Below are 23,823 nucleotides of genomic sequence, written 5' to 3' on the forward strand. Positions count from 1 at the left end.
GGGCCTCCGGCCAATTCGCCGGGCGCCTCCCGCCAACTCGCCGGGCGCCCCCGGCCAACTCGCCGGGTAGAGCGGCCAACTCGCGTGGCGATCGCGGCAAACGCGCCGGGCGGCTGCGGCAAACTCGCCGGCTAGAGCGGCCAACTCGCCGGGCGGCTGCGGCAAACTCGCCGGGCGGCTCCCGCAAACTCGCCGGGCGGCTGCGGCAAACTCGCCGGGGGGTGGGGTCGGGTCAGGGGGAGCCGGGGGTCACCCCCAGGCTCTCCTCCAGGTCCGTGAGCGCCAGCACCCGCGCCACCGGCCCGTCCGGCGTCACCACGACCCGCATCCCGTGCGGGGCCTGCGCCGCGATCTCCAGCAGCAGCCCGATCCCGGCGCTGGCCAGGTGCGCGACGGCGGTGAGGTCGACGACCACGGTGTCCCCGGCGTCCGCGACCGCCTCCAGGACCCGGTCGCGCAGCCCCGGCACCGTGGCGACGTCGAGCTCGCCGGCCAGCTCCAGGCACGGCCCGTCGTGCACGCGCAGGCCGGCCCAGGCGGGTGACGCGGTGCCGGAGGGGCCGCCCGCGGGGGAGGGGTCGGGATCGTCGACGGGGTGCACCGTGAACGTCATGCGCGTGCCCTGCGCCGACCGCTCGACGACGGCGCCGCCGGTGAGCCGGTCGATCACCAGCAGCCCGCGGCCGCGGTAGCCGGGGTCCTCCGGCGGGGGCCGCCAGCTGCCCTCGTCGCTCACCTCGACCTGCACCGCGCCGTCGGCCCGCTGGTCGAGCCGGTAGCGGTACTCGCCGGGGGCGCGGCCGCGGTACGCGTGCTCCACGGCGTTGGCCAGCGCCTCGCCGAGCGCGAGCTGCAGGTCGTCGCCGGTGTCCTCGGACAGGGCGGCGGCGGTGGTCCAGGCGGCGACGTCGCGGCGCACGACGGCGAGCTGGTCGGGCCGGGCGGGGCCGCGCCCGGCCAGGGTCGGCGGGCGCAGCCGGGCGACGATCAGGGCGACGTCGTCGGCCGGGCCCGCCCCGTCGAGCGCGGCGTCGAGCACGGCGGGGACCAGCTTCTCGACGGGGCTGGTGCAGTGCGTAGCCGCCGCGCGGGCCAGCCGGGCGAACCCGTCGTCGACGATCTCGCCGCGGCGCTCGACGAGCCCGTCGGTGTAGAGGATCACGGTGGACCCGGGGGCGAGCGTGGTGCTCCCCTCGGTGAACGGCGGGCCGCCGGTGACGCCGAGCACCGCGCCGTGGGCGTCCTCCAGGAACTGCGACCCGCCGTCGGGACCGATCACCAGCGGTGGGGGGTGGCCCGCGCGGGCCCAGCGGACGTCGCCGGTGCGGGTGTCGAGGACGACGCAGATCGCGGTGCTCGCCCGCGCCCCCGGCACCCGGACCGACCAGCGATCCAGCCAGGTCAGGGCCTCGGCGGGGGCGTGGGTCTGCAGCAGGTACGCCGAGAGCGCGCTGCGCAGCTGGCCCATCACCGCGGCGGCGGTCGGCCCCTGCCCGACCACGTCGCCGACGACGATCGCGACGTGGTGGTCGTCGAGGGGGAGCACGTCGTACCAGTCGCCGCCGGTGTTGCTGCCCGACGCGGCCGGGAGGTAGCGGGCGGCGAGGGTGACGCGGTCGTGGTCGGGCAGCGCGGGCGGCAGCAGGCTGCGCTGCAGCGTGTCGGCGAGCTCGCGGCGGGTGTCGGCCAGCGCGGCCCGCTCGAAGGCCAGCCCGGCCTCGCTGGCGAGGGTCTGCAGGAACGTGCGCTCGTCGTCGTCGAAGGCGCGGGGCCCGGCGAAGCCGACCGCGAGCGCGCCGACGATCCGTTCGCCGACGGTCAGCGGGAGCGCCGCACCGGAGGCGCCCCAGTGGGGTGTGCCGGCCCGGATCACGGTGTCGACCGCGGGCACCGCGTGCGGGTCGCCCACCTCGTGGACCATCGTGGGCCCGCCGGGGGCGGGCAGCGTGACCGAGACGGCGACCGCCCCCGTCGCGTCGACGATCCCGGCCTCGAGCACCCGCGCGGCCTCGGTGACGCTGCCCGCCGCGGCGAGCGCGGCCGTGACCTCGTGGAGCTGGCGCTCGCGGGTGGCGAGCCGGTCGGTCTCGATCATCAGGGCGACGCGGCGGCCCAGCTCCTCCGCCGTGGCGACGTCGGTCTCGTCGTGGCGGCGGACGCGCCCGGTGGCGGCGAAGACCAGCTCGCCGAGCAGCCGCCCGGCCACGAGCAGCGGGACGACCAGCCCGCCGCCGAACCGGGCCCCGGCCGCCTCGGTGGGGGTGCCCGGGGGCAGGTCGTGCAGCTCGTAGGCGCGGCCGGCGCGCTGGAGGGCGTCCTGCTCGGCGGTGGGGCGCCCCGGCGGCAGCGCCCGCACGGCGTCGGCGACGGCGGGGTCGCGGTGGTGGACCGCCACGACCGCGTGGGTGCCGTCGGGGCGGGCGAGGTAGACCACGGCCAGGTCACCGAGCACCGGGGAGGCCGCGGCGACGAGGTCGGCGAGGCGGTCGCGCAGGGCGCCGGGCCGGCCGAGCAGGCGCCCGGTGTCGGCCAGCAGCCGGTCGCGCTCGGCGATCCGGCGGCGTTCGGTGACGTCGCGGACCGTGCTGAGCAGCATCGGCTCGCCGCCGTCGCGGCCCGGTGCGGTGGCGACCGACACCTCGACCCACAGCCAGTGCCCGTCCCGGTGGCGCACCTGCACGACGTAGGTGCCCGTCCCGTGCTCGATCGCCGTGGCCAAGGCGGCGGAGGCCTCCGCCGCGGCCTCGGGGTCGGTCTCCGGGTCGGGGAGCCACGGGTAGGGGGGCGGGTAGGGGAGCCCCTCCCGGCCGTAGCCGAGGATGGTGTGGACGGCCGCGTTCACGTCGACGACCGAGCCGTCGGGAGCGACCACGCACAGGCCCTCCCGCATCGCGTCGATCAGCGCGCGGCGCCACGCCGACTCCTGGTTGCGCACCCGGGCGAGCTGCAGGTTGGACCGGACCCTGGCCAGCAGGTCGGCCGAGGAGAAGGGCTTGGTCAGGTAGTCGTCGGCCCCCGCGGCGAGCCCCTCGATCGCGGCCTCCTCGCCCGCGCGCGCCGAGAGCATCACGACGGGGGTGGTGGCGGTCGCCGGGTCGGCGCGCAGCGCCGCGAGCAGGGCGAAGCCGTCGAGTCCGGGCATCATCGCGTCGGTCAGGACCAGGTCGGGACGCTCCGCGAGCGCGGTGGCGAGCGCGCTGTCCCCGTCGCCGACGACGAGCACCCGGTAGTGCGGGGACAGCAGCCCGGCCAGGAACCGGCGCAGGTCGCTGTTGTCCTCCGCGACCAGGACGGTGGCGCCCGCGGTCGGTCCCGCGTCGAGCGGGACCGGCGCGTCGACGTCCGAGGTCGACCACTGCAGCGCCTCCTCGCGGTAGCGCTGCGCCGCGACGGAGACCCGTGCCGTCGTCGGCGGGGCGCCGGTGAGCGCGGCCGGGGGCAGCGTCACCGTGAACGTGGAGCCCCGGTCCGGGACGCTCTCGACGCCCGCGGTGCCCCCGTGCAGCGCCGTCAGCTCGGCGACGAGGGCCAGCCCGATGCCGGACCCCTCGCGGCTGCGCCCCGCCGCCCCCTGCACGCGGTGGAAGCGCTGGAACAGCAGCGGCACGTCCTGCGCCGGGATCCCGATGCCGGTGTCGGAGACGGTCAGGCGGACCCCGCCGTCGTCGGTGGGGGCCAGCGCGAGGGACACCTCGCCGGCGAGGGTGTACTTGACGGCGTTGGACAGCAGGTTGAGGACGATCTTCTCCCACATGTCCACGTCGACGGCGACGGCGGACGGCAGCGCGGGGCACTCCACCGCGAACCCGAGCCCGGCCCGGGTGATCGCGGGGGCGAAGGACTCGGCGACGCCGCGGGTCAGCCCGGCGAGGTCGACGGAGGTGAGCTGGGGGGCCAGGCGGCCGCCCTCGAGCCGGGCGAAGTCGAGCAGGGTGTCGACGAGCCGGCGCAGACGGCCGCTGTTGCGCCGGATGACCTCCAGCCGCGCCAGGTGCGGCGGGGGCAGGGGGTGGTCGAGATCGGCGAGCGCGTCCTCCGCGGGCCCGGCGATGAGCGTCAGCGGGGTGCGCAGCTCGTGGCTCACCCCGGTGAAGAACTCGGTCTTGGCCCGGTCGAGCTCGGCGAGCTCGTCGGCGCGGCGCCGCTGGGCCTGGTAGGCCTGCGCGTCGGTGACCGCGGTGGTGACCTGCCCGGCGACGAGGTCGAGGAACCGCCGGTACTCGACGTCCAGCGCCCGGAACGGGCTGACCCCCGCGGTGAACACGCCGACCGTCCGGCCGGTCGCCCCGGTGAGCGGCACGCACACGGCCGCGTCGGGCGCGACGGACTCGTCGATGTGCCCGGTGGGCAGGAACAGGCCACCGAGGTCGGCGGCGAGCCCGGTCAGGTCCCGCGGCACCCCCGTCTCCAGCACCGACCACAGCGGCGACCCGGGGTCGAGCACGGGCGGCACGATCCGCGGGTCGTCGACCATCCCGAAGTACGCGGTGCGGACCGCGGCCCCCGCGTCGTCGAGGAGGTAGACCGAGGCGAACGGGACGTCGGCGCGCCCGCGCTCCAGCGCCGCCAGGACGGTGCGGCAGGCCTCGGCGACCGACGGCGCGCTGGCCGAGGACACGTCGCCGAGCTCGCTGAGCACGCGCAGCCTGCGCTCGCTGAGCACCCGCTCGGTGTCCTCGCTGACCACGCAGAGCAGGCCCGAGATCCGGCCGTCGGCGTACTCGAGGGGACTGTAGGAGAAGGTGTGGTAGCTCTCCTCGACGTAGCCCGCCCGCTCCAGGGTGAGCAGCAGTCCCTCGTCCCAGGTGGCCTCGCCCGTGTCCAGCACCTGGCGCACCCGCGGCACGACGTCGTCCCAGACCTCCGCCCACACCTCGCTGGCGGGCCGACCCAGCGCCCACGGGTGCTTGGCGCGCAGCGTGTCGCGCTGGTAGGCGTCGTTGTAGAAGAACGCGAGATCGGGGCCCCAGCCCATCCACATCGAGAACCGCGACGTCAGCAGGATCCGGACGACGCTGCGCAGCTCGGCGGGCCAGGTCTCGGGCGGCCCCACGGGCGTCGACGCCCAGTCGTGGGACGCCATGACGCGGCCGACCTCACCGCCCCCGGCGAACAGAGGGTTCGGCGTCGGGGACCGGTCGGTGCGCATCGTCGGACAGTCTGACCTCCCGGTGATCGGTCCGCCATCGCAACCCGGGCCGGCTCGGGCGCCCGGCGCCGGGACCCCTACGCGGCGCGGGCACTCGCCGCGTACGAGCCCGCGACGGTGAGCACCGCGACCGCGCCGAGCACCACCAGCAGCGGCACCGTCCAGGCGTTCGTGGCCTCGTGCACGGCCCCGACGACCGTCGGGCCGGTGGCCGCGACGAGGTACCCGCCGCCCTGCACGAGCGCCGACATCCGGCGGCCCTCCGCGGGTCCCCTGGCCGCGCGCACGACGATCGAGAAGATCACGGTGAACCCGCCGCCCTGCGCGACGCCGCCCAGCGCGCACCAGACCGGCCACAGCTCGGGGGCCAGCAGCAGGCCCAGCGGCAGCGTCGCCCAGAACGCGCAGACCACCAGCAGGGAGGGCAGCGGGCGGTCGAACACCCGCAGCAGCACCGGCACCCCGAACGCCCCGGCCACGGCCGCGACCTGGAAGACCGACGCGCTCACCCCGGCCGCCGCGGGGTCCATGCCCAGCTCGTCGTGCAGCAGCAGCGGCAGCCACGCCGTCACGCCGTAGTAGGAGAACGCCTGGCCGCCGAATGCGATCGTCAGGGCCCAGACGATCGGGCGCCGCCACCAGACCGGTCCGCCCCCGACCCCCTCGTCCGGCGCGGGCGCCTCCGCGGCGCGGCGGGCGTTGCCGCGGGTGCCGAGCCAGAAGACGCCCGCCGCCAGCACGGCGACCAGGCCCCACGCCGCGAGGGCGGGCCGCCAGCCCAGCCCCGCCGCCAGCGGCACCGTGAACGACAGCATGATCATCGAGCCGACGTTGAGCGCCGCGGTGTAGCCGCCCAGCACGATCCCGGCGCGGTGCGCGGGCACGTCCCGCCCGACGATCACCGGCACCGCCACGTTGCCGACGGTGATCGCGATCCCGATGACCAGCGTGCCCACGATGACGGCGGGCAGCCCGTCGGTGGAGCGGACGACGGTGCCGACGAGCAGCGCGCCGAGCGCGATCAGCACCCCCCGCTCCAGCCCGGCCCTGGCCAGCAGCAGCGACGCGAGCGGCGTGGCCAGGGCGAAGCACAGCACCGGCAGGCTGGTGAGCAGCCCGGCGGTGCCGGCCCCGATGCCCAGGTCGGCGCGGATCGTGTCGAGCACCGGGGAGATCGCGACGATCGGGCCGCGCAGGTTGAGCGCGAGCACGACGAGGGCGAGGACGAGCAGGCCGGTGCCGGTGCCGGGCCGGACGGCGGTCGCGGGACGGGTGGAGGTCACCACCTCCATGCTCGTCCCGCGGCGCCGTCAGGTCACGCGGGGGTGAGCAGTTCCACCGCGGGCGCGGCCACGAGCAGCGAGTGCCCCTGGTGCGGCTCCATCTCGATCGAGAAGGAGTGCAGGTCGTCGACCGTGCCCAGGGGGCGGCTGGTGAACATGTCGGAGACCTCCGCGCCCGGGGTCAGAAACTCGGACCGGACGGTCCCGGTGACGGGCTCGCCCGAGAAGTTCAGCACCGTCAGGTGCAGCTGCCCGGGGTCGGCGAGCTGGTGCACCAGGACGAGCAGGCCGCGGTGCGAGACGTCGGGCACGTCGACCTGCTGCGCCGTCGCGATGCCGTACCGGGTGCGGACGGCGAGGATCGCCTGCAGCTGGCGGACGAAGCTGGCCTCGTCGTCGAGCTGCTCGGGGATCGTGCCGTAGAGGCTGCGCCCGCGCGGCAGGCCCGACGACGAGCTGCGCGCTCCGGGGTTGGCGCCCATCAGGTCGTGCGCGGCGCGGTGGATCCAGCGGGTGTCGCCGCTCTCCAGCAGCTCCGCGACCTGGTCGGGGGCCAGGGTGAGCATGCCGCCGAGGTCCCAGCCGGACAGCGCGAACACCCCGGGCTGCAGCGCGTTGAACATCGCGAGCAGCAGGTGCACGCGCATGATCCGGGCGGTGTCGACCTCCTCGATGGCGTCGAGGTCGGTGATGCCCAGCGTCGCGGCGATGACGGTGGCGGTGGTGCAGGCGATGCCGTTGGTCGTGAAGATCAGGTTGTACGGGGCGTCGGGCCCGGTGAGCCGCTCGCACAGGTCGCGGCGCACGCTCTCGGCCAGGTCGCCGCCGGTGATCTCCGCGCCCCGGTAGGTGTAGACGTCGTCGCGGTGCCCGGTGGCCCAGTGCACCAGCTCGTAGGTGAGCTCGTCGTGGTTCTGCAGGGCGTGCACGAGCGAGGCCGGGTCGACGCCCAGCTCCAGCGACGTGCGCAGCGTCAGGCGCAGGAACTCGGTGTCGCCGGTGGCGAGCGCGTGGTGGTAGGCGGGGCGGTTGACGAAGTCGTAGGACAGGTCGGCGCCCGCCTCGGCGGTGACGCGGATGTCGTCGATCGTCAGGTTCAGCTCCTGGAAGGTGAACCCGCCGAGCTTGCGGACCATCGAGCCGATCAGGTGGTTGGCGGCCTGGGAGAGCGGGTGGCCCTCGGACCAGGCGGGGAGCCCCTCCGTCGACTTCTCGACGCCGAGGAAGCCGTTGGCGTCCAGCCGCAGCGCACCCGCACCGAGGTCGGTGAGCGAGTGCAGGGCGTCGCCGATGACCAGGCGCATGCCGGCGAAGCTCGGGTCGAGCCAGTTGATCGAGGGCTGGCCCTCCTTGAAGTAGTGCAGGTAGACCCAGCGCCGCTCCACCCCGTCGACGCCCTCGACGGCCTTCGTGGCGCTCCAGTTCGTCTCCTTGACGCCCTCGGCGTAGAAGATGACGCGCTGCAGCCGCCCGATGATGTAGCCGGCCTTCTCCAGCTGCTCCTCGGTGGCCGGGTCGATGTTCACCGAGTCGCGGCCGGACGGGACCTCCGGCAGCAGCGTCCAGTCCTCCGGGTCGATCTCGATCATGTGGTAGACGCCGGGGTAGTCGGCGTACTTCATCTCGGCGAGCCGGAAGTCGGCGCCCTTGCCGGTGTGGCCGGGGACGATGTCGTCGATGATCGTGCCGCCGGACCAGGTGGCCATGCCGCACATCGCGCGGAACTCCGCCTCGGTGCCGAACGCCGGGTCGATCTCGGTGCTCATCCGGTCGAAGTGCCCGTCGACGCTCGGGGTGGTCTGCCAACCCGACAGCCCGCCCGCGCGCTTCACCGGCCCGGTGTGCACGGCCTCGATGCCGATGGTCGCGAACGCGTCCCACAGCGCCTCGTCGGCCAGCGCGCCGAGGAACGACTCCCCCGGGCGGGTGATGAAGGAGATCGGGTAGGCGGTGAACCACACCGACGCCGTCTCCACCGCCTGGCGCGGCCCGGGGTTGGCGAACGGGTTCTGCCACATCGTGCCCTGGCCGGAGAACTGCCTGCTGATCTCGTTGGCGTCGGCCAGCATCGACTGGCTCAGCAGCCACGACACGTACGCCGGGTTCGTGCCGGTCGGCTTCCCGTCCTTGGCCACCGACCGGCGCGCGAACGGCGCCTTGACCTTCGCGCGGTGCCGCAGGCTCCGGGGCCGGGCCGGATGGAAGTGCTCCGCGTAGGTGATCTCGCTCGGCTCGTGGGACTGCTCGTCTGACATCGACTCTCCGTGCAGGATCGCGGCGCTCGTTCCACCGGACGGTAGTGGAGCCGGGCGCGGTGGCCGGGGGTGGCCACACCCCCGGTGGGGGAACGAACCGGCGTCGGCCGGGGGTGTGCGGCCGGACGGAGGAACCTCGGTGATCACGCCCCGTGGTCGGGAGGCGCGCGGGTCCGCCCGGACGCCCGGGTGGCACGCTGCGGGCGTGACCGACACCCTCGCCGAGCGGGCCGCGGCCGCGCTCGCCATCCCGCTGCAGGTGGCCCTCGAGGCCCGGGCGCTGGACCCGTCCGATCCCGCCGCGGGCGTGGTCTTCCCCGTGGCCGGGCTGGCGATCAACCCGGGCGGCACCCTGCACGCCGGGGCGCTGGGCTCGATCCTGGAGCTGACCGCCTTCCTGGCCCTGCTCCCGCACCTCGACGCCGCCGAGCACGCCGTGACCCACCACATCTCCACCCAGATCCTCAGCCCGGGGCGGGCGGGGGAGGAGGTGACGGTGACGGCCGCGGTGGAGCGCCGCACCCGCCGCCTCGGCTTCGTGACCGCCACCGCCGCGGTGGGCCTGCGCCTCGTCGCCCGCTCGCAGATCACGAAGTCGGTGATCGACATCCGCTGACCCGGCGGGGTGGCGGTCAGGGGTCGTCGGGGGGCGGGTCGTCGGGGAGCAGGGGCACCTCCAGCGGGGCGCGGGTGCGCAGCAGCGTGCCGCGGGTGACCGAGCGGGCGCCGAAGCGGGCGCGCAGGTCGTCGAGGGTGGAGTCGAGCGCGGCGCCCGCCGCGCGGTCGAAGGGCAGCGCGAGCTGGACGGCGTCGTCGTCGGCGAGGTTGCCCAGCGAGACCCCGAGCAGCGTGAGCCCGCGCTCGCGGATCATCGGCAGCGCCGCGACCAGCAGCTCCCGGCACGCGGCCAGCAGGGTGGCGGTGTGCGCGGTGGCCTCGGGGACGGTGTGCGAGCGGGTGGCGCGGGAGAAGTCGCCGAAGCGCAGCCGCAGCACCACCGTGCGGCAGACGCGGTGGCCGCCGCGCAGCCGCCGCCCCAGGCGGTCGAGCGTGCCGGCGAGCAGGGCGTCGAGCTCGTCGGGGCTGCGGGGGCGCCGGCCCAGCGCCTGCTGCGACCCGATCGAGCGCCGCCGCTCGGTGGCCTGCACCGGGCGCGGGTCGCGGTTGTGGGCCAGGGCGTGCAGGTGCCGCCCGCCGGCCCGGCCGAGCATCGAGACCAGCGCGGGCTCACCCACCGCGGCGACCTCGCCGACCGTGCGGATGCCCATCGCGTGCAGCTTCTCCGTGGTGACGGCCCCGACGCCCCACAGCCGGCGCACCGGCAGCGGGTGCAGGAACGCGAGCTCGGCCTCCGGGGCCACCCGCAGCAGCCCGTCGGGCTTGGCCACCCCGCTGGCCACCTTGGCCAGGAACTTCGTGCGCGCGACGCCCACCGTGATCGGCAGCCCCACCTCGGCGGCGACCCGCTCCCGCAGCCGCGCCGCGATCTCGACCGGCGCACCCGCGATCCGCCGCAGCCCGCCGACCTCGAGGAACGCCTCGTCGATCGAGATGCCCTCGACCAGCGGCGTGGTGTCGCGGAACACCGCGAACACGTCCTTGCTGGCCTGGGCGTACGCCGCCATCCGCGGCGGCACGACGATCGCCTGCGGGCACAGCGACCGCGCCTGCCGCCCGTTCATCGCCGTGCGCACCCCGCGGGCCTTGGCCTCGTAGCTGCACGCGAGCACCACCCCGCCGCCGACGATCACCGGCCGCCCGCGCAGCCGGCGGTCGTCGCGCTGCTCGACCGACGCGTAGAACGCGTCGAGGTCGGCGTGCAGGATGGTGGCCGCGTCGGCGGGCGGGCTCGGGTCGGACACGAACACATGTTCGCATCGACCCCCGACAGAATCGTCGCCTACGGTGCGACCGTGACGCGACCGGTGATCATCGGCAACTGCTCGGGCTTCTACGGGGACCGCCTCGCCGCGGCCAGGGAGATGGTGGACGGCGGGCCGATCGACGTCCTGTGCGGCGACTACCTCGCCGAGCTCACCATGCTGATCCTGGCCAAGGCCCAGGCCAAGGACCCGGCGGGCGGGTACGCGAGGACGTTCCTCACCCAGGTCGAGGACGTGCTCGGCACGTGCCGGGAGCGCGGGATCCGGATCGTCGCGAACGCGGGCGGGCTCAACCCCGCCGGGCTGGCCGACGCGGTCCGGGCGCTCGCCGCGCGGCTGGGGCTCACCGTCGCCGTCGCCCACGTCGAGGGCGACGACCTGCGGGGCGACCTGTCCGCGGTCACCCCCGCGGTCGTCGGCACGCCCGTCTCCGCCAACGCCTACCTCGGCGGCTGGGGCATCGCGCAGGCGCTCGCCGCGGGCGCCGACGTCGTCGTCACCGGGCGGGTCACCGACGCCTCGCTGGTCGTCGGCCCGGCGGCGTGGTGGCACGGCTGGGACCGGGACGCGGACGACCAGGAGGGCTGGGACCGCCTCGCCGGCGCCGTCGCCGCCGGGCACGTCATCGAGTGCGGCCCGCAGGCGACGGGCGGCAACTACCCGTTCCTCGACGAGATCACCGACCTGCGCCGCCCGGGCTTCCCCCTCGCCGAGGTCGCCGCCGACGGGTCGTCGGTGATCACCAAGCACCCCGGGACGGGCGGGCTGGTCTCCGTCGGCACCGTCACCGCGCAGCTGCTCTACGAGATCGCCGAGCCCGCCTACCTCGGACCGGACGTCACCACCCACATGGACACCGCGGTGCTCACCCCCGACGGCGAGCACCGCGTCCGGATCTCCGAGGTGCGGGGCAGCCCGCCTCCGTCGACGCTCAAGGTGGCGCTCAACGACGTCGGCGGCTTCCGCAACACCATGACGTTCGTGCTCACCGGCCTCGACATCGAGGCGAAGGCCGCGCGCTGCGAGGCCCTGCTGTTCGACGTGCTGGGCGGGAAGGACCGCTTCGCCTCCGTCGACGTGCGGCTGCTGCGCTTCGACACCCCCGACGCCGCGGAGAACGCGCTGGCCACGGCGCACCTGAAGATCACCGTCATGGACCCGGACCCGCGCGTCGTCGGCCGGGCGTTCTCGGGGGCGGCGATGGAGCTCGCACTGGGCGGGTACGCCGGGTTCCACACGACGACGCCGCCGACGTCGGAGTCGGCGTACGGGGTGTACCGGCCCGCCGCGGTGCCGCGGACCGCGGTGGAGCAGGTCGTGGTGCTGCCCGACGGGTCGCGCCACGTCGTCGCCGACCCGCCGACCGGGCCCGTGCCGCCGCCGCCCGTGGTGCCCCCCGCCGAGCTGCCGGACGGGCCCACCGTCCGCGCGCCGCTCGGCGCGGTGTGCGGCGCGCGCTCGGGGGACAAGGGCGGGAACGCCAACGTCGGGATCTGGGCCCGCGACGACGCCGGCCACGCCTGGCTGCGCGCCTACCTCACCGTCGACCGGCTCCGCGGGCTGCTCGGTCCGGAGGCCGCCGACCTGCACATCGAGCGGTTCGAGCTGCCCGCCCTGCGCGCGGTCAACGTGGTGGTGCACCGGCTGCTCGGCGACGGCGTCGCGTCCACCGCCCGCCCCGACCCCCAGGCGAAGGGGCTGGGGGAGTACCTGCGCAGCCGGATCGTCGACGTGCCGGCCGCACTGCTCGACTGAGGTCCGGGGCGGCGCCGCTCAGCCCAGCAGGCCCGATCCGCCGCCCAGGAGCCCGGTGACGGTCTCGACGACCGGCACCTCGGGCGTCGACACCGCCGGGAGCTCGACGTCGGGGAGGTCGAGCTCCGCGTCGCCGACGTGCAGCGGCGGCGTCTCGATCTCGGTCGGGGAGACCTCCAGAGCCGGCACCGTGACCTCGGGCTCGGGCCCGACCTGCAGCAGCTCGGCGCCCTCGACGGTGACGGCGGGCAGCGTCGCCGACGTCGCGCCGAGCCCGACCGGCCCCGCGTCGAGGGGACCGACCTCGGCGTCCGGGAGGTCCGCGACGGTGTCGGAGGTGGCCACGCCGACACCCTCCCCGTCGACGGTCACCCCGAGGTCGGGGGTGGTGACGGTGGCCCCGCCGACCGTGACCGGCGGGGTGGCGACCGGGCCGATCGGGGTGGGCGGCAGGACGACGGCGGGCACCTCGACCTCGGGGGTGCCGAGGTCGGGGACCGGCACGGTGACCGTCGGCGACCCGGGCGGGGTCGGCCCGGCCGTGCCGGGACCGCCGGGCCCGGGCGGCGTCGACGGCTCCGCGCCGGGCGGCGGCACCGCGGGCCCCGGGACGACCGGGGTGCCCGGTGTCGCGACCGGGCCCGGAGCGGCAGGGGAACCCGGGACGGCGCCGGCACCCGGAACGGCGCCGGACCCCGGTGCGGCCGCGGTGCCCGGTGCCGCCGCGGTGCCCGCCGGGGCGGACGCGCCCCGCGCGACGGGCCCCGTGAACGGGGCCAGCACGGCCCGGCCGATGTCCGTCCCGCTGACGGGCGGGGCGTCGGCGAGGGGCAGCGCGGTCGAGGCCCGCGCGACGTCGGGCCCGGCGAGGAGACCCGGCCGGTCGACCCCGCCGTCGATCCCCGCGGACCCGGACGGCTCCCCGGCGTCGGCCTCGGGGGACGGCAGCAGCAGGGCGTCCTCCAGCGCGGTCGTTCCGAACACCGCCCCGACGACGAACAGCGCGCCCGCCGCGGCGGTGGCCCGGCGGACGTGGTGGCGCGGCGGCTCGTCGGCGTCCGGCTCGGGCGTGGGCCGGGAGTGGCCGCGGGGTACCAGCGGACGGTCCAGCGCGCGTCGCGCCCGGCCCTCGCGCCGCAGCAGGGCCGACACCGGCACCGGCTCGCCCGGCGGCACCACCGGGGGGCGTGCCTCGACGGACGGGGTGGTCGAGTAGCGGCACAGCAGGTCGGCGACGGTGACGGCGTGCGGGGAGCGCCGTCGGGTCGGGGAGAGCGCGTCCACGGTCGGGGGCCTTCCGGGCGAGCGGGTGGGGGAGGGGGTGCCGATCGTCGCGCGGTAACCGGCCCGTCGCTAGGTGTCATTCGCCCGTTCACCGACAGCCACCTGAACGGCCCAACGGGCCACTGACCGTCACGGCGGGGCCGTTGGTCGTGTCGCTCGACCGGATGCCGCGAGCGACTCCGGCGTTCGGCGCAGCAGCCCGTCCGCGTTCGGCGAACCGTGCCCGTCCGCCGCTAGGCCCCCAGTGCGCGGCTGATCGCCCGCGCACTCGTCCGGACCAGCGGGGCGAGGGCCAGCGGCGTCGCGGTGCCGTGCCGCACGACCAGCGACACCGCCGCGACCACGGCCCCGCGCCGGTCGTGCACGGGTGCGGCGACCGACAGCGCGTCGTCGGTGACCTGCCGGTCGCTCACCGCGTACCCGCTCACCCGGACGTCGGCGAGCATCCCGCGCAGCGCCCGCGGGTCGGTGACGGTGTGCGGCGTGTACCGCTCCACCGGCCCCGTCAGCACCTCCTCCTGAAGCTCCGGCGGCGCGTGCGCGAGCAGGACCAGCCCGACGCCGGTGGCGGTCAGCGCGAACCGCCCGCCGACGCGGGTGAGCACCGGCACCGCGCCGGACCCGGCGATCCGCTCGACGAACACGACCTCGACGCCCTCGCGCACCGCGAGCTGCACGTTCTCCCGCGTGACCTGGCTGAGGTCCTCCAGGAACGGCAGCGCCCGCTCCCGCAGGGCCGACCCGCGCGGCGCGAGCGCCCCCACCTCCCACAGCCGCAGCCCGATCCGGAACCGCCCGTCCGCACCCCGCTCCAGCGCGCCCCAGCCGACCAGCTCCCCGGCGAGGCGGTGCACGGTCGACAGCGGCAGCTCCGCGCGGCGGGCGAGCTCGGACAGCGTCAGCGCCGGGTGGTCGGCGGAGAAGGCGTCGAGGATGCGCAGGCCGCGGGCCAGCACCGGTCCGGGACGGGGCACCGGCGCCACCTCCTACAGGTCGAGCACGAGTCTCCCGCACGCCGCCCGGGAGACGCAGACGAACATCGTGTCGTGCGCGGCCTGCTCGGCGTCGGTGAGCAGCGAGTCGCGGTGGTCGACCTCGCCGGACAGCACCCCCGTCTCGCAGGTGCCGCACGTGCCCTCCCGGCACGACGACAGGATGTCGACCCCCGCGCCCTCCAGCGTCTCGAGCACGGTCCGGTCGACCGGCACGGTGAGGACCGTGCCGCTGGAGGACAGCTCCACCTCGAAGGAGTCCCCCGAACCGTCCGCGGCGGCGCCGCCGACGTGCTTGGGCGCGAACCGCTCCACCCGCAGGGACCCGTCCGGGCAGCGCTCCTCGATCGCGTCGAGCAGGGGCGCCGGGCCGCAGCAGTAGACCAGCGTGTCGGGCGCGAACACGTCGAGGTCGAGCAGGCCGTGCTCGTCCTGCGGGCGGATCTCGACGCGGTCGCCGTGGGCCGCGCGCAGGTCGTCGACGAACGCCATCGACGCCGCCGATCGGCCCCCGTAGACGAGCCGCCACTGCGCCCCCGCGGCCGTCGCGGCGGCCAGCATCGGCAGGATCGGGGTGATCCCGATGCCGCCGGCCACGAACACGTACCGCGGCGCGGGCTCCAGCGCGAAGTGGTTGCGCGGCCCGCGGACGCGCACGGTGTCGCCGGGGCGCAGCGCGTCGTGGACGAAGGCGGACCCGCCGCGGCCGTCGGGCTCGCGCAGCACCGCGACGCGCCACGTCGACCGGTCGGCGGGGTCGCCGCACAGTGAGTACTGCCGCACGAGGTCGTCCTTCAGCAGCAGGTCGACGTGCGCACCGGGCTCCCACGACGGCAGGTCGGCGCCGGACGGGTCGCGCAGCGTCAGGGCCAGCACGCCGTCGGCGACCACCGCGCGGGCGTCGACGACGAGGTCGGACTCGGGCTCGGTCATGCGTGCGCTCCCACCGGCTCGGGCGTGCGGGGGACGGCGGTGCCGTGGCCGACGGGGTGCGCGAGCAGCCACTCCCACACCTCGACGGGCCCCTCGGCGACGTGCACCGCGCCGCAGTGGCAGGTGCCCTGCAGCCGGTCGCTGCCGGGCAGCCAGACCACGCGCAGCACGCCGCGGCCGGTCAGCATCCGGGTCGGCTCCACGTCAGACCCGCACGGCCGTCGACGAAGCGAGCCGCGCCAGCATGCGGCGCGCGGCCAGCCCGCCGGTGTCGATGTTGATCGACAGCTCCTGGTACCCGGCCGGCTCGGACGCGATCACCTGCTCCAGCACGTCCAGCGCCTCGACGTCCTGCAGCACGACGGTGCGGTTCTGCTCGGCGAGGAACGCGGAGACCTCCTCGTCGTCGAGCGCGAAGTCGCGGGCCACGGCCCAGAAGTCGTGCGTGGAGGTCTCCGTCTCCGGCGTGATCGCGTAGACGACCTCGACGTGGAAGGCGTCCGGGTCCGTCCCGTCCGGGTTCGGCTGCGACCCGACCGGCGCGATCCGGCTGTGCAGCAGGTACAGGCACGGCGGCGTGTACTCGATGTCCTGCCAGCGCGAGATCCGGCCGCTCAGGCCGGTGGAGCGGGAGTAGAACGGCGGGCACTCGGCGTCGTCCATGTGGCGGGAGACGTAGACGATCCCCGCCTCGTCGTCGACCTCGGTGGTGATCGGCGTGCCCGCCACCTCCGGCGTGCCGATGTAGCCGCCGTGCAGGTAGGTCTCGTGGGAGAGGTCGAGCAGGTTGTCGACGAGCAGGCCGGCGCGGGCCGCGAGGGGCTCCATGCCGGAGACGGCGGTCCAGCCGGGCGAGTCCAGCCACGGCGCGCGCGGGATGCGGACGCCCCCGGCGAGGTCCGGGTCCCCGATGAACACCCAGACGAACGAGTCCTGCTCCACGACGGGGTAGGAGCGCAGCCGGGCGGTGCGCGGCACGCGGGTCTGGCCCGGCACCGCGACGCACGCGCCGTCGGCGCCGTAGGTGAAGCCGTGGTAGCCGCAGACGACCTGGTCGCCGACCAGCCGCGTCGGGGCCTGGGAGAGCGGGAAGCGGCGGTGCACACAGCGGTCGGCCATCGCGGTGACGGCCCCGGCCTCCGTGCGCCAGAACAGGATCGACTCGCCGCAGATCGTGCGGGAGAACAGGTCGTGGGTGATCTCGCGGCCGTACGCCGCGACGTACCACTGGTTCCGGACGATCATGCGAGCTCCTTGGTGGGCGTGGCCACGGGCGCGACGGCGCGCAGCAGGGTGAGGACGGCGGCCACGGCGACGAACACCGCTCCGACCACGAGGTAGAGGTTCTGCGGGGTCGCCCCGCCGTCGAGCAGGACGCCGGCCAGTGCGGGCGCGAGGATGGCCCCGGCGCGGCCGATGCCCAGCGCCGTGCCGACGCCCGTGGTGCGGACGCCCGCGGCGTAGATCCCGGGGGTCAGGGCGTAGAGGCCCGCGACGCAGCCGTTGACGAACAGCCCGATCAGCCCGCCCAGCACGAACGCCAGCGCCAGCGACGACGTCGAGGCGATGAACACGGCCAGCAGCGCCGCGGTGATCACCAGGTAGGCGATCAGGACGTTGCGCAGCGCGAACTTCGTGGCCAGCAGGCCGAGGAACGCGGCGCCGAAGATGCCGCCGACGTTGAGCAGCGTGCCGCCCGCGATGCCCTGGCCGGGCGTCAGGCCGGCGTCGACGAGCAGCGTGGGCGTCCAGCTCGTCACGAAGTAGAAGCCGGCCATCACGCCGAAGAACGCGACCCAGAGGATCAGGGTGGTGCGCCGCAGCTCGGGGGCGAGCAGCGACCGGAAGCCCGCGCCGACGCCGGTGGGGGCTCCGGTGGCGTCGGGGAGGCGGTCCTGGTGGGGCAGGCCCATGCGGGCGGCGAGGGCGTTGACGCGGCCGAGGTCGCCGCGGGTGAGCAGGAAGTCCATCGACTCGGGCAGCCGCAGGAACACCAGCGGGACCGCCAGCAGCGTCACGACGCCGCCGAACAGGAACACCGCGCGCCACCCCTGGCCGCCGATCAGGACGGCCGCGACGACGCCGCCGAGCGTGGCGCCGAGCGCGTAGCCGGTGGAGTTGAGGCTGACGGCGAACCCGCGCCAGCGCCGCGACGCGTACTCCGACGCGATCACGTTGCTGCTGGCCAGGATCCCGCCGATGCCGACGCCGGTGATCACGCGCAGCAGCCCGAGCTGCACCGCGTTCTGGCTGACCGACGACAGCAGCATCGCCGCGCTCGCGACGACCAGGCAGCCGAGGATGATCGGGCGGCGCCCGACGCGGTCGGCCCACGGCGCCACGAGCAGCGACCCGAGCGCCATGCCGACGAGGCCCGCGGAGAGCAGCAGCCCGGTCTGGGTGCCGGTCAGGCCCCACTCGGCGCTGACGGACGACGCGGTGAACGCCATCACCAGCACGTCGAACCCGTCGATCATGTTCAGCAGCACGCAGACCACGACGACGCCCCAGCGGAAGCGGGTCATCGGGCCGTCGTCCAGGGCTTGTCTCACGCTCATGCGGCACTCCGTCGTGTCGTGGTGGTCCGATCAGAGTGACGAGGACGGTGTGCCGCGACGAACAGGCTTTCCGGATGCCGGAAGACCGACCTCCGTAGGCTGGTCGCATGCGGATCGCGTCGTTGCTGCCCGCCGCCACCGAGATCGCCGCCGCCGTCGGCCTGGTCGACGACCTCGTGGCGGTCACCTTCGAGTGCGACCACCCGGCCGGGATCCGCGACCGCGTGCCGGTCGTCGTCGACACCGCACTGCCCGCCGGGCTCGCCCCCGGGGAGATCGACGCCGTGGTGCGCGACCGGTCCGCGCGCGGCCTGCCGATGTACGAGGTCGACGCCGACGCGCTCGGCCGGCTGCGGCCCGAGCTGATCCTCACGCAGGACCTGTGCCGGGTCTGCGCGCTGCCGGCGGGGTCGGTCGCCGACGCGCTGGCCCTCCTCGGGTCCGACGCCGAGGTGCTGTCGATCGACCCGCACTCCGTCGACGACGTGCTGGCCGCGATCGCCGCCGTCGGGCACCGCGGCGGGGCCCCCGACACCGCCGACGCACTGGTGGGGGAGCTGCGGGGGCGGCTCGACGCCGTCGGGCGGGCGGTGGCGGACCGGGCCCGGCCGCGGGTGCTCGTGCTGGAGTGGACCGACCCGCCGTTCCTCGCCGGGCACTGGGTCCCCGAGCTCGTGCGCCGCGCGGGCGGTGAGCCGGTCGGCGGCGTCGACGCGGGCCGCAGCACCACCGTGGACTGGGCCGACCTGCCCGACGCCGACGTGGTCGTCGTCGCCCCCTGCGGCTACGGCCTCGACGACGCCCGCACGCAGGCCGCCGCGGTCCGCCCGCTGCTGCCCGACGTCCCGGTGCTGGCGATGGACTCCGCGTCCTACGTCGTGCGGGCCGGACCCCGGCTCGTCGACGGGATCGAGGCGCTGGCCGGGGCCCTGCACCCGGACGCCGTCGCACCGGCCCCGCCCGGCCGGATCGCGCGGCTCTGAGCGCACCGGGTGACGCGCGTGCGCGCCGTCACCCCGGACGTCAAGATCGCGTCAAGGCGGCGCCCCCGGCCGTCAAGCCCCCGTAGCGGGCGCCCCGCCACCACCCGGGCCGGGGGGACGCTCTCGCCGTCCCGCCGGAACGGCCGGTGGGGGTGGGAGGTCCGGCTATGGCCGACATCGCGTACGTGCTGCTGCTGGTCGGCGGCTTCCTGGTGCTCGTGCTGACACTGCGCGGACTGGAGAGGCTGTGATCGTCGCGAACGTCGTCGGGGTGGTCGTCGCCCTGACCCTGCTGGTCTACCTGTTCGTCGCGCTGATCCGTCCGGAGAAGTTCTGATGTCGTCCACCGTCGCCGGCCTGCTCCAGGTCGGCGCGCTCCTCGTGCTGCTCGCGGCCGTGTACGCGCCGTTCGGCGACTACATGGCCCGGGTGTACGAGAGCGAGAAGCACTGGCGGGTGGAGCGGGCGCTCTACCGCGTCGTCCGGGTCGACCCGGGCTCCGAGCAGCGCTGGACGGTCTACGCCGCCGCCCTGCTCGCGTTCTCCTTCGTCTCGGTCCTGTTCCTCTACCTGCTGCAGCGGTTCCAGGCGTTCCTCCCGCTGAGCCTGGACCGCGGCGCGGTGGAGCCGGGGATCGCGTTCAACACCGCCGTGTCGTTCGTGACCAACACGAACTGGCAGTCCTACGTGCCCGAGACGACCATGGGCCACCTGGTCCAGATGGCCGGGCTGACGGTGCAGAACTTCGTCTCGGCCGCGGTCGGCATGGCCGTCGCCGTCGCGCTCGTGCGCGGGTTCGCCCGCACGGGGTCCGATCGCCTCGGCAACTTCTGGGTCGACCTGACCCGCGGCGTCACCCGCATCCTGCTGCCGATCTCGGTGGTCGGGGCGATCGTGCTGATCGCGCTGGGCGTCACGATGTCGCTGCGGGCCGGCGTCGACGTCACGGGGGTCGACGGGGCGCGGAGCACCATCGCGCTCGCGCCGACGGCCAGCCAGGAGGTCATCAAGGAGGTCGGCACCAACGGCGGCGGGATCTTCAACGCCAACTCCTCGCACCCGTTCGAGAACCCGAACGCGGTCACGAACGTCCTGGAGGTCTTCCTGCTGCTGGTGATCCCGGTCTGCCTCACCCGCACGTTCGGCGTGATCGTGCGGGACAGGCGCCAGGGGCACCTGCTGATCGCCGTCATGGGCGCGCTGTGGGGGATCCTGCTCGCCGTCGCCTGGTGGGCCGAGAGCCACCCGAACGGCCCGGCGCACCTGCTCGCGGGCGGCGCGCTGGAGGGCAAGGAGACCCGGTTCGGCATCCCGTCCTCGGTGCTGTTCGCCATCTCCACCACCGGCACGTCGACGGGCGCGGTGAACAGCTGGCACGACGCCTACACCGGCCTCGGCGGCGGCATGACGCTGCTGAACATGCTGTTCGGCGAGGTCGCGCCGGGCGGGGTCGGCGCGGGTCTCTACGGCATGCTGGTGCTCGCGGTCATCGCGGTGTTCCTGGCCGGGCTGATGGTCGGGCGCACCCCGGAGTACCTGGGCAAGAAGCTCGGGCGGGTGCAGATCACCGCCGCCGTCGTCGCGATACTGGCGATGCCGACCATGGTGCTGCTCGGCACCGGGGCGGCGCTCGCCCAGCCCGCGGAGATCGACGCCGCGCTGAACAACTCCGGCGCGCACGGACTGTCCGAGGTGCTCTACGCCTACGCCAGCGCCGCCAACAACAACGGCAGCGCGTTCGCCGGCATCACGGTCACCAGCGGCTGGTTCCAGGCCTCGCTCGGCGTCGCCATGCTGATCGGCCGGTTCGTCCCGATCCTGGCGGTGCTGGCCCTGGCCGGGTCGCTCGCGGCGCAGAAGCGCGTCGAACCCGGGGCGGGCAGCCTGCCCACGTCCGGGCCGCTGTTCGGCGTGCTGCTCGGCGGCACGGTCGTCCTCGTCGCCGCACTCACGTTCTTCCCGGCCCTCGCACTGGGCCCGTTCGCGGAGGCACTCGCATGACCGCAGTACTGGACAAGCCGCAGGAGCAGCGTTCCGTCGCGGCCGGGGCGTTCGCCCCGTCGCAGCTGCTCGCGTCGCTGCCCGACGCGCTGCGCAAGCTCCACCCGCGCGCCCAGCTCCGCAACCCCGTCATGTTCGTGGTGTGGGTCGGGTCGGTGCTGGTCACGGTGCTGGCGTGCGTCGAGCCCAGCGTGTTCGCGGTCCTCATCGCCGTCTGGCTCTGGTTCACCGTGCTGTTCGCGAACCTCGCCGAGGCCGTCGCGGAGGGCCGCGGCAAGGCGCAGGCCGAGTCGCTGCGCCGCACCAAGGCGGAGTCGGTCGCCCGGCGCCTCACCGCGGACGGCGGCGAGGAGCAGGTGCCCGGCACCGAGCTGCGCATCGGTGACCGCGTGGTCGTCGAGGCCGGTGAGGTCATCCCCGGCGACGGCGACGTCGTCGAGGGCATCGCCACCGTCGACGAGTCGGCGATCACCGGCGAGTCCGCCCCCGTCATCCGCGAGTCCGGCGGCGACCGGTCCTCGGTCACCGGTGGGACCACGGTGCTGTCCGACCGGATCGTCGTGGAGATCACGACGAAGCCGGGGGAGTCGTTCGTCGACCGGATGATCGCCCTGGTCGAGGGCGCCGAACGGCAGAAGACGCCCAACGAGATCGCCCTGACGATCCTGCTCTCCGCCCTGACGATCATCTTCCTGCTCGCCGTGGTCGCCCTGCAGCCGATGGCCGGCTACTCGGGGGCGCAGCAGTCGCTGATCGTGCTCACCGCGCTGCTGGTCTGCCTCATCCCGACGACGATCGGCGCGCTGCTCTCCGCCATCGGCATCGCCGGCATGGACCGGCTGGTGCAGCGCAACGTCCTCGCGACCTCGGGCCGGGCCGTGGAGGCCGCCGGCGACGTCGACGTGCTGCTGCTGGACAAGACCGGCACGATCACCTTCGGCAACCGGCAGGCCACCGACCTGGTCCCGGTCGGCGGGGTCGGGACCGAGGAGCTGGCGGCCGCGGCGCGGCTGTCCAGCCTGGCCGACACCACGCCCGAGGGTCGCTCGATCGTCGCGCTCTGCGCGGAGCGGTTCGGGCTGGCGGGCGAGGCCACCCGCGACGAGGCCGTCGCCGAGTTCGTGCCGTTCACGGCGCAGACCCGGATGTCGGGGATCGACATCGGGGGGCGGGAGATCCGCAAGGGCGCCTCGAGCGCCGTGGCCGGGTGGGTCGGGTCGCTCGACGCCGAGGTCACCGACGTCGTCGACGCGATCAGCCAGGGCGGCGGCACCCCGCTCGTGGTGGCCGAGCGCGGCCGGGTGCTGGGCGTCGTCGCGCTGTCCGACGTCGTCAAGCCCGGCATGCGCGAGCGGTTCGACGAGATGCGCTCGATGGGCATCCGCACCGTCATGATCACCGGGGACAACGCGCTCACCGCCGCGGCCATCGCGAAGGAGGCGGGCGTCGACGACGTCCTCGCCGAGGCCACCCCCGAGGACAAGATGGCGCTGATCAAGAAGGAGCAGGCGGGTGGGCGGCTGGTCGCCATGACCGGGGACGGCACCAACGACGCTCCCGCGCTCGCGCAGGCCGACGTCGGCGTCGCGATGAACACGGGGACGGCCGCGGCCAAGGAGGCCGGCAACATGGTCGACCTCGACTCGGACCCCACGAAGCTCATCGAGATCGTGGAGATCGGCAAGCAGCTGCTCATCACCCGCGGCGCGCTCACCACGTTCTCCGTGGCCAACGACCTCGCGAAGTACTTCGCGATCCTGCCGGCCATGTTCGCGGTGCTCCACCCGCAGCTCGACAAGCTCAACGTGATGCAGCTGGCGTCGCCGAACTCGGCGATCCTCTCGGCCGTCGTCTTCAACGCGCTGATCATCGTGGTGCTCATCCCGCTGGCGCTCAAGGGTGTGCGGTACCGGCCCACCGGTGCGGCGAACCTGTTGCGCCGCAACCTGTTGATCTACGGACTGGGCGGCGTCGTCACGCCGTTCGTCGGGATCTTCCTCATCGACCTGCTCGTCCGCCTCATCCCGGGGATCTGATGCTCACCTCCATCGTCCGCCAGTCCGGCGCCGCGCTGCGCGTGCTGCTGGTCATGACCCTGCTGCTCGGGGTCGTCTACCCGCTCGGGATCTGGCTCGTCGCCCGCGTCCCGGGCCTGTCCGGGCCCGCCGAGGGCTCGATCATCACCTCCGCCGACGGCACGGCGGTCGGGTCGTCGCTGATCGGGATCGACCCGGTCGCGGCCGACCCGGCCGCCGACCCGTGGTTCCACACGCGGCCCTCGGCCACCGCCGAGGACGAGCTGGGCCTCGGCCCGGGCGACCCCTCCACCTCGGCCGGGGCCAACCTCGGCGGCTTCGACGAGGGGCTGGTCGCGACGATCGCGGCCCGGCGGGAGGCGATCGCGGCCCGTGAGGGCGTCGACGTCTCCGCGGTGCCGGTGGACGCGGTGTCGAGCTCGGCGTCGGGGATCGACCCCGGCATCAGCCCCGCCTACGCGGAGCTGCAGGTCCCGCGGGTGGCGCGGGTGACCGGCCTGTCGCAGGACGCGGTCCGCGCCCTCGTCGCGGACGCGACGAGCGGCCGGGTCCTCGGTTTCCTGGGCGAGCCGCAGGTGAACACGACCGAGCTCAACCTGGCGGTGGCGGCCGCGGGCGCGGGCTGAGCGTCCGTTGCAGCAAGGCCACCTTCACGCAACGAGATCGCGTGAAGGTGGCCTTGCTGCAATCGGGGTGGTGGGGTGCGGGAGG

17 protein-coding genes are annotated in these 23,823 nt (G+C 75.2%); 7 read left to right on the top strand and 10 right to left on the bottom strand.

Annotated elements, in window-relative coordinates; all coding sequences use genetic code 11:
- Nucleotides 1-232: 232 nt before the first annotated feature.
- The 3 genes from H6H00_RS21120 to treS all read right to left on the bottom strand — a co-directional run bounded on the left by H6H00_RS21120 (nt 233) and on the right by treS (nt 8,687).
- Nucleotides 233-5,149 carry a SpoIIE family protein phosphatase gene (locus H6H00_RS21120; RefSeq protein WP_185717467.1) on the bottom strand — a complete coding sequence of 1,639 codons (4,917 nt, stop codon included), beginning with the start codon at nt 5,147-5,149 and terminating at the stop codon, nt 233-235.
- A 77-nt stretch (nt 5,150-5,226) separates the two neighbouring features.
- Nucleotides 5,227-6,432, bottom strand: a complete 1,206-nt coding sequence (locus H6H00_RS21125; protein ID WP_221775615.1) for an MFS transporter — start codon at nt 6,430-6,432, stop codon at nt 5,227-5,229.
- A 32-nt stretch (nt 6,433-6,464) separates the two neighbouring features.
- The gene (gene treS, locus H6H00_RS21130) at nt 6,465-8,687 is read right to left on the bottom strand and encodes a maltose alpha-D-glucosyltransferase (protein WP_185717469.1); all 2,223 of its coding nucleotides are present in this window, start codon (nt 8,685-8,687) and stop codon (nt 6,465-6,467) included.
- 205 nt (nt 8,688-8,892) lie between these two features.
- On the opposite strand from treS, the gene H6H00_RS21135 reads away from it, so the two are divergent.
- The gene (locus H6H00_RS21135) at nt 8,893-9,303 is read left to right on the top strand and encodes a PaaI family thioesterase (protein WP_185717470.1); all 411 of its coding nucleotides are present in this window, start codon (nt 8,893-8,895) and stop codon (nt 9,301-9,303) included.
- A gap of 16 nt (nt 9,304-9,319) precedes the next feature.
- Here H6H00_RS21135 and dinB read toward each other — a convergent pair whose 3' ends face one another.
- Nucleotides 9,320-10,555 (bottom strand): DNA polymerase IV, encoded by a 1,236-nt coding sequence (gene dinB, locus H6H00_RS21140; RefSeq protein WP_379539959.1) that lies wholly within the window; start codon nt 10,553-10,555, stop codon nt 9,320-9,322.
- On the opposite strand from dinB, the gene H6H00_RS21145 reads away from it, so the two are divergent.
- Nucleotides 10,556-12,325 carry an acyclic terpene utilization AtuA family protein gene (locus H6H00_RS21145; RefSeq protein ID WP_221775616.1) on the top strand — a complete coding sequence of 590 codons (1,770 nt, stop codon included), beginning with the start codon at nt 10,556-10,558 and terminating at the stop codon, nt 12,323-12,325.
- 18 nt (nt 12,326-12,343) lie between these two features.
- Here H6H00_RS21145 and H6H00_RS21150 read toward each other — a convergent pair whose 3' ends face one another.
- The 6 genes from H6H00_RS21150 to H6H00_RS21175 form a co-directional block, all read right to left on the bottom strand.
- A complete protein-coding gene (locus tag H6H00_RS21150; protein ID WP_185717473.1) occupies nt 12,344-13,609 on the bottom strand; it encodes a hypothetical protein in 1,266 nt (421 codons plus the stop codon).
- 233 nt (nt 13,610-13,842) lie between these two features.
- A complete protein-coding gene (locus H6H00_RS21155) occupies nt 13,843-14,583 on the bottom strand; it encodes an IclR family transcriptional regulator (protein WP_255425292.1) in 741 nt (246 codons plus the stop codon).
- A 12-nt stretch (nt 14,584-14,595) separates the two neighbouring features.
- Nucleotides 14,596-15,534, bottom strand: coding sequence for a PDR/VanB family oxidoreductase (locus H6H00_RS21160; RefSeq protein ID WP_185717474.1), 939 nt, complete (start codon nt 15,532-15,534; stop codon nt 14,596-14,598).
- Complete coding sequence (locus tag H6H00_RS21165) at nt 15,531-15,737, bottom strand: hypothetical protein (RefSeq protein WP_255425293.1); 207 nt, start codon at nt 15,735-15,737, stop codon at nt 15,531-15,533. The genes H6H00_RS21160 and H6H00_RS21165 overlap by 4 nt, the downstream gene beginning before the upstream one ends.
- Nucleotide 15,738: 1 nt before the next feature.
- Nucleotides 15,739-16,779 carry a Rieske 2Fe-2S domain-containing protein gene (locus H6H00_RS21170; RefSeq protein WP_185717475.1) on the bottom strand — a complete coding sequence of 347 codons (1,041 nt, stop codon included), beginning with the start codon at nt 16,777-16,779 and terminating at the stop codon, nt 15,739-15,741.
- The gene (locus H6H00_RS21175) at nt 16,776-18,092 is read right to left on the bottom strand and encodes an MFS transporter (protein ID WP_185717476.1); all 1,317 of its coding nucleotides are present in this window, start codon (nt 18,090-18,092) and stop codon (nt 16,776-16,778) included. The genes H6H00_RS21170 and H6H00_RS21175 overlap by 4 nt, the downstream gene beginning before the upstream one ends.
- A 107-nt stretch (nt 18,093-18,199) precedes the next feature.
- Here H6H00_RS21175 and H6H00_RS21180 point away from each other — a divergent pair, with 107 nt between their 5' ends.
- From H6H00_RS21180 to H6H00_RS21200, 5 genes are all read left to right on the top strand, one after another.
- The gene (locus tag H6H00_RS21180) at nt 18,200-19,075 is read left to right on the top strand and encodes an ABC transporter substrate-binding protein (RefSeq protein WP_185717477.1); all 876 of its coding nucleotides are present in this window, start codon (nt 18,200-18,202) and stop codon (nt 19,073-19,075) included.
- A gap of 247 nt (nt 19,076-19,322) precedes the next feature.
- On the top strand, nt 19,323-19,412 hold the full coding sequence (gene kdpF, locus H6H00_RS21185; protein ID WP_185717478.1) for a K(+)-transporting ATPase subunit F: 90 nt from the start codon (nt 19,323-19,325) through the stop codon (nt 19,410-19,412).
- A complete protein-coding gene (kdpA, locus tag H6H00_RS21190; protein ID WP_185717479.1) occupies nt 19,412-21,076 on the top strand; it encodes a potassium-transporting ATPase subunit KdpA in 1,665 nt (554 codons plus the stop codon). The genes kdpF and kdpA overlap by 1 nt, the downstream gene beginning before the upstream one ends.
- Entirely contained in the window at nt 21,073-23,112 is a 2,040-nt protein-coding gene (kdpB, locus tag H6H00_RS21195; RefSeq protein ID WP_185717480.1) for a potassium-transporting ATPase subunit KdpB, read from the top strand. The genes kdpA and kdpB overlap by 4 nt, the downstream gene beginning before the upstream one ends.
- A complete protein-coding gene (locus tag H6H00_RS21200) occupies nt 23,112-23,738 on the top strand; it encodes a potassium-transporting ATPase subunit C (protein WP_185717481.1) in 627 nt (208 codons plus the stop codon). Before kdpB ends, H6H00_RS21200 begins: the two co-directional genes overlap by 1 nt.
- The last annotated feature ends 85 nt before the right edge of the window (nt 23,739-23,823 follow it).

It is taken from the genome of Pseudonocardia petroleophila, from assembly GCF_014235185.1.
GTDB lineage: Bacteria > Actinomycetota > Actinomycetes > Mycobacteriales > Pseudonocardiaceae > Pseudonocardia > Pseudonocardia petroleophila.